The following is an 8,373-nucleotide window of genomic DNA, read 5'->3' as shown; positions in this document are numbered from 1 at the left end:
CCATCACCAGGATTGAAAACAACCTGCCTGGACATCACACCTAGGCTGCGTTGCGAACGTCCGTTCGCGCATGGCGCACCGACAGACGCTCCGATCGCAGACGGCACGAGATTGACGGTTCTGGGTCGATAGTCACGATCTCGCCGACATCTCATCTGTGCGGTCAAGGCTGTGCTCGCATCGACGGATACCGCGGTCTCGGCGACCGTGTCGACTCAGGAGGTCGTCGAGCCACTCGGATCGATGCGGAAACCGACGCGCAGGGTGACCTGGAAGTGCGCGACGGAACCGTCGACCACGTGCCCGCGAGTGTCGGTGACTTCGAACCACTCCACGTTGCGGGTGGTCTCGCTGACGCGCGCGATCGCGCTTCGGATGGCCTCGTCTGTGCTGGTCGGTGATGAGCCGACGACGTCGATGACTCGATAGGTGTGTGTGCTCATCTGTCGATCGTCCCACCGTCGAGCACTTCGGCGAGCACGTTCGGTGAATGCCTCCCCGCGTTGCATGTGTGCCGCAGTGTTCGCGAGAACACAGCTCTGGGTAGCCTGCGGGTGGACCACACCGACCTCGGGAAGGAACTCATGAGGAAGATCGCATACCGTCGAACGACCGGGGTCCTGGCGGCCGTCGGGGCTGTAGTGCTGGCCGCCACCGCGTGCGGGGCCCAGGGCGAGGCAAGCGACGCGTCGACCGCCGCGATGGCCGGTGCATCGGAATCAGTTGCAGCGGTATCGAAGTCGGCCACCGGCGGGGTGGACGAGGTGAGGGTCGAAGGCGCGGGCGGCGTCGAGATCACGATGAGGGGTCCGATCGCGGCGAGATATGCGTCGGCGACGTCGTCGGAGAAGCAGACCCTCGGGCCGCCGCTGACCGGCGACCGCAACGCGGGTACGCGCGATAACGGGGTGGTCTACCAGCAGTTCACCGGCGGTGTCATCACGGCGCGGAACGACGATCCCGGGACTCCCGCCTACATCACGACCGGCAAGATCCGAGAGGCGTGGAACGTGGTGCGCGACGCCCAGGGGATCCCGAGCACGCTCGGCTCGAACGGCTCGGCCGGCCCGCTCGGTCCGGTGACGAGTGACGAGGTCGAACGAGGGGCGGTTCGAACGACCACGTTCGAGCACGGTTCGGTGGCATACGACACTGCGAGCGGGGCCGTCACCGTGACCGTCCAGGGGAAGGTCGTGCCGACCGAGTAGGCCCGTCCTCGACCGATCCTAGGAGCGGTGACGACATCTCGGACGAACCGCGCAGGTGTGTTGTGTGGGCAGGACGCGGCCCTCGATCAGGCGTAACGTTATAGGCCCCGAGCGACAGGAAAAGACGATGTCCACACGTGCGAATCGAGTCATGATCCGGACCGCTGCGATCGCTGTCGCTGTCGGTGCCGCAACGGTGTTCGGCGTCGCGGGGCAAGCCTCTGCAGACGTGAAGCCGGGAACGTATACGTCGACGACGCTGTCCGGCGGCGTCGTGCTCCTTCAGCGCACCGCGCACGTTCAAGGCCACGATCTGGTCCTGATCGGGCGGTACCCGATTCACTCCACGCGGAACGGCGGCTACGTCGACCTGTTTCCGGGCCATCGCGTCATTCTGAACAGTGATGGGCACGGTGGCTACACGGGGCCGGCGTATTTCGGTGGAGCCGTCATCGGCTCGATCTCCCTGACCCCGCAGCGCTGACGCGTCCGTCGGACCGGTCCGGTGCTGGTCGGGCCACCGCTGTGTGAAAGGGAGTGCAAGGCGAATCGTGGAATGTTTGACGCTGAGCGGTTCGGGGAACCCTGTGTCGTACGATTGCTGATCACTGCAGGTCGAAAACAGGAGGTATTACCAGTGCTTCTCCGTAGGATCGCCCGCCCGATGCTGGGTTCGGCATTCATCGCGTCCGGTCTCGACGCGCTGCAGGCGCCCACTGGATCGGCGGACGTCGTGCAACCACTGGCGAGCCGACTGTCGGCAGAGCCGGAGACGGTGGTCCGTGCGGCGGGTGCCGTACAGATCGCGGCCGGCGCCGCGCTGGCCGTGGGGAAGGCTCCGCGTCTGGCTTCGGCAGTCCTCACCGGCACCCTGGTGCCGACGGCATTGCTCGGCGGCGACTTCTGGAACGAGACCGATCCGACGAGGCGCCGGACGAAGCGGGCCTACTTCATGAAGGACCTCGGTCTCCTCGGCGGGGTGTTGATCGCCGCTGCGGATACCGAGGGTCGACCATCGTTGGGGTGGCGCGGTCGTCGCCGTATCGCGCAGGTGCGGGCATCCGCCGCGGCTGCGCTGCCGAACGACTCGGACACCGCCAGCGCGTGGGGCTCCGCGGTCGAGCACGCCGAAACACTTGCTCACGACATCGCGGACCGGGTACCGATGGAGGCGATCAAGGACCAGGCTTCACACCTCGCGGAGGCCGCGCGTGCGCAAACGAACGCAGCCGTCGAAGCCGCGCCGGGCGTCTTAGAGCGCGTCAGGGATCAAGCCGCCGACACCGCGGACGAGATCGTCGCGCGAGCCCCGGCCGCCCTCCGTCGTTCGGATGGACGGTAGCCCGGGATCGTTGATCTGCGGCGCACTTGTGCCCGTCGGGGAACGACTGCGGTCGTCAGTTCGACTCGATGGCCGCGCAGCACGGGCAAAGCCACCGTCCGGATTCATGAATCCACCCGTTCGAGAGCGCGAACGTCAGGTCGAAGTACTTGCTGATCCGGGGTGAGGCAAAAGACCGTTCGCAGGTAGCGCAACGGATCTCGTCCGACGGCGGGTCCTCGGCATCGGGACGGGAGATTTGAATCAGTGAACTGGTGGTCGCCACGATTGCACCTTCTTGCACGGGGAGCGTCATGCGGTGAGGTCGGGTCGACGGCCCGGCGGCCGTCGACCCGGGCCGCGTGGTCAGGCGGAGTTCGCGCTGATCGCCCGCGGTTCGCCGGCGGTCGAGATCGCAATTCTCCGCGGCTTGGCGCGCTCGGCGACAGGAATGACCACCGTCAGCACGCCGTTGTCGTACTGCGCACTGATGCCGTCCGGGTCGACTCCGTCGCCGAGGGTGATCTGCCGCCGGTACGTGCCGACGAATCGCTCGGCCGCCAGCCACTTCGCGCCGTCGTCCGATGGAGGTGACCGGTGAGCCGACAATGTCAGCACACCGTTGTCGATGCTCACATCGATGGAGTCCGGATCTACTCCAGGGAGATCGGCGGTGAGAAGGTAGTTCTCATCGACCTTCTGCAGGTCCATCGGCATGAATCGCGGCGTTCTCGGGGTTCCGCTCTCGTGCGCCATGAGCACACCCCGGGCGATTGAATCCAGGTCGCTGAAAGGGTCGAAACGAAGCACAGCAATGCACCTCCTTGCTCCACATTCACCGGCATCGGTGCCGATGATCTGTTTCACTGTGCATGTATGAATTTAGCACTCCATACCGTCGAGTGCTAACGCCCTTTCAGTGTTCTTCGCGGCGCGTGTCGAATGCGGAGAGCGCGATGCGAACCCGCGGTCGGGGAGGTGTGATCCGGCGGTGTGCAGGATCGCAGACGTCATCGCCGAGACGCTTCGTGGGCGCTGAGGATCACTCGGTCGAGACTCAATCGTGCCTGCGAGGGGACGTCGACGTCGTTGAACCTCGCCTCGATGGACGTGGCGAGTACGTGGAGTTTCGTGTTCGACTCCTGGGAACGCCAGACCAGGAGATCGAACGCTTGCTGCGCGTTCAGTCTGTACGCGAGCATCAGGGCGCCCTTCACCCGTTCGATGGTCGACCGCCGGCGGACGAAGTCATCGATGTCCAGGCCCCGCTCTCCGCCGGGGGAGTCGGCTGTGCGGTTCTGCGCTGATTCATGGTTCGTCTCCGAGGCCGCGACATAGAACCCGTATGTACCGACCCTGCGTCCTTTCCGGTCGTAGAGAACATCCGCGATCACGATCACCGGAATCACCACGCCGCGCATGTCGATGATCCGATGCTGGCTGCTGAATGGCTCTCCTTCGAGGCGGACCCGGACCAGTAGCTCGCCGACTCGATGTCGATCGTCGGGGTGTTTGTGCTGAAGGAGCAGATCGCTCGTCGGTGTCACCGAATCCGCCGATTCGTATCCGTGAAGTCGGGCCAATTCATCAGACCACTCCCAGCGGTCCTCCTCCCGGTAGTACCAGAAGCGGCCGAATCGGAATGGTGACACCGCACCGTGCGGCGCGATGTCGCTGATCTGTCGAACGTGAATGTCTTGTCGATGCAAAGGAACGTCCTTTTCGGAATGGCCGCAGGCCCTGCCTGCACAACACCACCCAAATGGTGATGCGGGTTCCTGAGACTGTACGGGCCCCAAGGGGCTAAATGGTTCACCCCTAAGGGTGTAGAACAGTTACGTACAGTGAGGTATGCGGCCGATCCGAATTGCGCTCATCAACGACTACGACGTCGTCGTCGAAGGCCTCGCGACCATGCTCCGGCTGTATTCGGAGAGGGTCGTCGTGCGGGCGTTGTCGACGTCGAACGACGTTTCCGCAGAGGTCGACATCGCTCTGTACGACTCATTCGCGAATCCGCCGGCGGATCGCGGGATCATCGCCGAGCTGATGGCGAATGCACGTGTGGGAAAGGTCGTGGTGTACGCATGGGATGCCGAGCCGACCGGCGCGGACGCGCTGGCCGCAGGTGCGGCCGCGGTTCTGTCGAAGAAGCTGCCTGCCGCCGAACTCGTCGACGCGCTTGAGCGGATCCACGCCGACGATGCTGCGCCGGCCGTCTACGTCGGGAGATCGGACACGGCCGGCTCGATCGCGGGGGACTGGCCGGGCCGGGAAGAAGGTCTCACTCAGCGCGAGGCCGAGATACTGGCCCTGATCGTGCAGGGCCTCAGCAACGCCGACATCGTCGAGCAGACCGGGCTGTCGATCAACTCGGTGAAGACTTACATCCGCACCTGCTACCGCCGGATCGGTGTGAACACCCGCGCACAGGCCGTGCTGTGGGGAGTGAACCACGGATTCGTACCGGACCGGAAGCGGCGCCGCTAGGCCGTCATCGTCGGCTCGTCACGGCTTTCAGGACGGCGAGCAGTACGACCGCGCCGCCGAGTGCGGTGAGGAACGTGAACCACAGCCCGCCGCCGGCGGTGTCGAGGAAGTAGCTCAGCACGAAGCCGCCGAGCAGTGCGCCGATGACGCCGACGACGATGTTGGCGAGCACACCCATCTGGGCGTCGACGCCGGTGACCTTGCTTGCGAGCCATCCGGCCAGCCCGCCGATGACGATGTAGCCGATCCAACCCACCGACGTGAAGGTCGAGGACCGCGCGAGGATCTCGTCAGCGAGTACTACGACGTTGGCGTACATGATTTCTCCTATTCGGGATGACGGCTGGTGCCGTCGGAACGTTGAGACGTGTGTGGTCGCCTCAGTGCGCGCGATGGCGCAGGCGTCGGCGATGACTCGCATCGCACAGTGGCGCGGTGCGGCTGAGTCCGCATGCGCAGAGCGCGACCTGAAATCTCCCGCAGTGGACGGTGGATCCGTCTGGTGCCTCCACATCGACGGGCCCTTCGATCACGATCGGTCCCTTGGGAACTATGCGCACGCGACGTGACTCGCGGCGAGGACTCACGATGACGTTCCCGGGTCGTGTGAAATGCGTTCCGCGCGAACGACGACGAGCGACTCGGTGTCGATCGTCGAGTCGAGTTGTCCACCGTCCACGAGCGCTTGTCGGCGCGAGTTCATGACCGGACCGAAGGGGACCACTTGTCGGCGAACGATCCTTGCTCGAAGACCCGTCGCCCGGAGGACGGCGAGAGTCGTGTCCACGTCGGCGAGTTCGGACTGGACCAGGAGCGCGATTCCGTCTGCGGCGAGCAGTCCGGGCAGCGCCGAGCACAGCGGGTCGAGAACGGCCCGACCGTCGGGCCCGGCATTCCACGCGTGACGGGGCCCGTCGATCGACGACTCTGTTCCGATCGGCGTCAGCACGTACGGCGGATTGCACGTGACGATGTCGAAGCCGCTGTCGGTGACATCAGCGAGGTCTGAGAGCACTGCGTGCACGTCGAACCCCGCGTCAACGGCCGCTCGGCGCACCGACGCGACCGCGTGTGGACACGAATCGACGGCGGTGATGTCAGCGCCCGCCCGCGCACCTGCGAGTGCGACGGCTCCCGAACCGGTGCAGAGGTCGAGCATCCGCCTCCCGGAGAGATCCAGCGCCAGGAGTGAGTCGATGAGCATGCGCGTGTCTGTCTGCGGGCGATAGACCTGCCGATCGCGGTCGGCATCGCTGATGAGGTCTGGCGAGATCAATGGAGACGTCATGCGTGGGAGTACCCGATCCCGTCGATTCCAATCATCGCCTCGTTCCCGCTCGGGGTTTCACCTGTGCACCGAACGGGTACCTCCGGACATCAATTGCGAACGAGAGGGACGCCGATTCATGCCAGTCTTCGAAGTCGATTCGACCATCGCCGGTCAACCGTCGTTGCCCGCCGCACGCGGTCCGATGTCAGCGCGGATCATCGATGCGGTGCGCGCGACACCGGCCGACGCACCTGCACGGATCGACGTTCCCACGGTGCTGGATCCGTGGAGCGACGATGTCCAGCTGGCATTGGCCGTGTGTCATGAGCTTCATTACCGGGGCTGGGCGGACGCGGGTAGAGACTGCGAATGGGATCCGGTACTCATTGGGGCGCGTGGCCGCCTGGAGGATCTCTTTCTGAGCGCCGTCGTCGAGGAATGCGTCCCGCTGAGCGAAGAGGGAACCGCCGACGCTGAGCTGGGTGCGCTCGCCCGCGGCGTTCCGTCCGGTGCCGTGGCGCATCTGCGGCGATGGGGTACCGAGGACGAGTTCGCGGACTACTTCGCGGCCCGGTCCGTCTACCACCTGAAGGAGGCGGACCCGCACGCGTGGGCGATCCCTCGTCTGAGCGGGCGTGTGAAGGCCGCCTTCGTCGCGGTCGAGTTCGACGAGTACGGTGCCGGGCGCGCCGAGCGGGTCCATCAGAACCTGTTCGGCGAGCTGCTGTCGTCCATGGGACTCAACTGCGACTACCTCGGGTATCTGCCTCACGCGCCCGGAGTGGTTCTGGCTCCGGTGAATCTGATGATGTGTCTGGGCCTGAGACGGTCCCGCAGGGGTGCGACAGTAGGTCACTTCGCCGCTACGGAGATGACCTCTCCGGTCGGTTCGGCGTGGATACTGCACGGCTTGGACAGGCTCGAAGCTCCGGAGCCTGCGCGACGATTCTTCCGCGAGCACGTCGAGGCCGATGCGGTTCACGAACTCGTGATGCGGGACGAGGTCGTGGGCGTGCTCCTGTCCGATGAACCTTCGCTCGAGGACGACGTCGTGTTCGGGATCCGCGCACTTCTGGTGGTGGAGAACCGGTTGGACCGGGCATTCGTCGATGCTTGGAACTCTGGGAGATCCCTTGTTCGGCGTGAGGTCGACCAGTAACGTATCAATCACTCGGTTGACCGCACAGCTGAGTTCCCAGAGATCTCGAGCCCGTGACGGCTCGCGATCATTGCACACGATCCTCGTATCGGTCGGCCTCGGACAGCCCGTGATCGGACAGTGCCGGCGCCCGCGATCGTGCGATCCCAGGAGCTCAGCAGATGACGACCGACGATTACTCCCGTGCCCGAGAACTCCTGCGCGAACGCGCATACCGACCTCCGGGTGATCCCCGGCGCACCATTCTGCGAGATGAGGCGATCGTCGCGTGCCTGCCGTTGGCGAGGCACATCGCTCAACGGTACCGGGAGCGCGGTGAACCCTTCGACGATCTCGAACAGGTCGCTCGCCTCGGCCTGGTCCACGCGGTCGATCGATTCGATCCGACCCAGGGCAACGACTTCCTGTCCTTCGCGGTTCCGACGATCATCGGGGAGGTGCGGCGTCACTTCCGGGACCGCACCGCGTCGATCCGATTGCCGCGCAGTGCCATTGAGCTTCGCGGCCGGATTCGGGAAGCGGAGGAACAGCTTGAGCAGACGCATGGCCGCACACCTGACGACGACGAGATCGCCGCGTTTCTGGGCGAGTCACCGGACGCGATCGTCCGCGCACGTGCGGCGGACATCGCACAGTCCGCAGTCTCGCTCGACGCCGGCGCCGGTGACGATGAGCGGGCGCTGCTGCTCGAACTCCTTGGAGCAGACGATCCCGGTTACGCCCGCGTCGAACGGTGTCTGGCGCTGCGACCGGCAGTGCTGCGGCTGCCAGAACGTGATCGCACGATCATCGGTATGCGTTTCTACGAGCAACGCACGCAGAGCGACATCGCGTGCCGGATGGGCATCTCCCAGATGCACGTCTCACGGTTGCTGGCCGCGTCTCTGGGGCAGCTGCGAGCGCAGTTGACGTGAGGGTGGCGACG

At 65.2% G+C, this 8,373-nt stretch carries 13 protein-coding genes; 6 read left to right on the top strand and 7 right to left on the bottom strand.

Translation table 11 applies throughout. From position 1 onward, the window contains the following. Positions 1-215 precede the first annotated feature (215 nt). Positions 216-443: a dodecin gene (locus tag SCNU_RS19310; RefSeq protein ID WP_009681104.1), complete on the bottom strand. Its 228-nt coding sequence runs from the start codon at positions 441-443 to the stop codon at positions 216-218. Positions 444-584: 141 nt separating this feature from the next. Here SCNU_RS19310 and SCNU_RS19305 point away from each other — a divergent pair, with 141 nt between their 5' ends. From SCNU_RS19305 to SCNU_RS19295, 3 genes are all read left to right on the top strand, one after another. Next, positions 585-1,208 (top strand): LGFP repeat-containing protein, encoded by a 624-nt coding sequence (locus SCNU_RS19305; protein WP_040518958.1) that lies wholly within the window; start codon positions 585-587, stop codon positions 1,206-1,208. A 127-nt stretch (positions 1,209-1,335) separates the two neighbouring features. After that, positions 1,336-1,692 (top strand): hypothetical protein, encoded by a 357-nt coding sequence (locus SCNU_RS19300; RefSeq protein WP_040518945.1) that lies wholly within the window; start codon positions 1,336-1,338, stop codon positions 1,690-1,692. Positions 1,693-1,872: 180 nt separating this feature from the next. Further along, on the top strand, positions 1,873-2,550 hold the full coding sequence (locus SCNU_RS19295) for a DoxX family protein (protein ID WP_009681101.1): 678 nt from the start codon (positions 1,873-1,875) through the stop codon (positions 2,548-2,550). 55 nt (positions 2,551-2,605) lie between these two features. Here the strand turns inward: SCNU_RS19295 and SCNU_RS20475 are convergent, their stop codons facing one another. From SCNU_RS20475 to SCNU_RS19285, 3 genes are all read right to left on the bottom strand, one after another. Beyond that, a complete protein-coding gene (locus tag SCNU_RS20475; protein ID WP_139026148.1) occupies positions 2,606-2,815 on the bottom strand; it encodes a hypothetical protein in 210 nt (69 codons plus the stop codon). Positions 2,816-2,895: 80 nt separating this feature from the next. Then, entirely contained in the window at positions 2,896-3,339 is a 444-nt protein-coding gene (locus SCNU_RS19290; RefSeq protein ID WP_009681100.1) for an Hsp20/alpha crystallin family protein, read from the bottom strand. 200 nt (positions 3,340-3,539) lie between these two features. Beyond that, complete coding sequence (locus SCNU_RS19285; protein WP_238526499.1) at positions 3,540-4,181, bottom strand: PAS and ANTAR domain-containing protein; 642 nt, start codon at positions 4,179-4,181, stop codon at positions 3,540-3,542. A gap of 199 nt (positions 4,182-4,380) precedes the next feature. Between SCNU_RS19285 and SCNU_RS19280 the strand changes: the two genes are divergently transcribed. Further along, positions 4,381-5,019: a helix-turn-helix transcriptional regulator gene (locus tag SCNU_RS19280; protein ID WP_009681098.1), complete on the top strand. Its 639-nt coding sequence runs from the start codon at positions 4,381-4,383 to the stop codon at positions 5,017-5,019. Positions 5,020-5,023: 4 nt separating this feature from the next. On the opposite strand, the gene SCNU_RS19275 is transcribed toward SCNU_RS19280, so the two are convergent. The 3 genes from SCNU_RS19275 to SCNU_RS19270 form a co-directional block, all read right to left on the bottom strand. Next, the gene (locus tag SCNU_RS19275; protein ID WP_009681097.1) at positions 5,024-5,338 is read right to left on the bottom strand and encodes a GlsB/YeaQ/YmgE family stress response membrane protein; all 315 of its coding nucleotides are present in this window, start codon (positions 5,336-5,338) and stop codon (positions 5,024-5,026) included. A gap of 61 nt (positions 5,339-5,399) precedes the next feature. Next, positions 5,400-5,552 carry a CDGSH iron-sulfur domain-containing protein gene (locus SCNU_RS20950; RefSeq protein WP_274378035.1) on the bottom strand — a complete coding sequence of 51 codons (153 nt, stop codon included), beginning with the start codon at positions 5,550-5,552 and terminating at the stop codon, positions 5,400-5,402. A gap of 50 nt (positions 5,553-5,602) precedes the next feature. Next, on the bottom strand, positions 5,603-6,307 hold the full coding sequence (locus tag SCNU_RS19270) for a HemK2/MTQ2 family protein methyltransferase (RefSeq protein ID WP_009681095.1): 705 nt from the start codon (positions 6,305-6,307) through the stop codon (positions 5,603-5,605). A gap of 118 nt (positions 6,308-6,425) precedes the next feature. On the opposite strand from SCNU_RS19270, the gene SCNU_RS19265 reads away from it, so the two are divergent. Together SCNU_RS19265 and SCNU_RS19260 are read left to right on the top strand one after the other, a co-directional pair. After that, entirely contained in the window at positions 6,426-7,448 is a 1,023-nt protein-coding gene (locus SCNU_RS19265) for an iron-containing redox enzyme family protein (protein ID WP_009681094.1), read from the top strand. A gap of 161 nt (positions 7,449-7,609) precedes the next feature. Continuing rightward, positions 7,610-8,362 (top strand): SigB/SigF/SigG family RNA polymerase sigma factor, encoded by a 753-nt coding sequence (locus tag SCNU_RS19260; protein ID WP_009681093.1) that lies wholly within the window; start codon positions 7,610-7,612, stop codon positions 8,360-8,362. Positions 8,363-8,373 lie beyond the last annotated feature (11 nt).

This window comes from Gordonia neofelifaecis NRRL B-59395, from assembly GCF_000192435.1.
GTDB classification, from domain to species: Bacteria; Actinomycetota; Actinomycetes; order Mycobacteriales; family Mycobacteriaceae; genus Gordonia; species Gordonia neofelifaecis.
The sequence above is the reverse complement of the archived record's forward strand: the minus strand, read 5'-3'. Positions and strand labels throughout refer to the sequence as shown.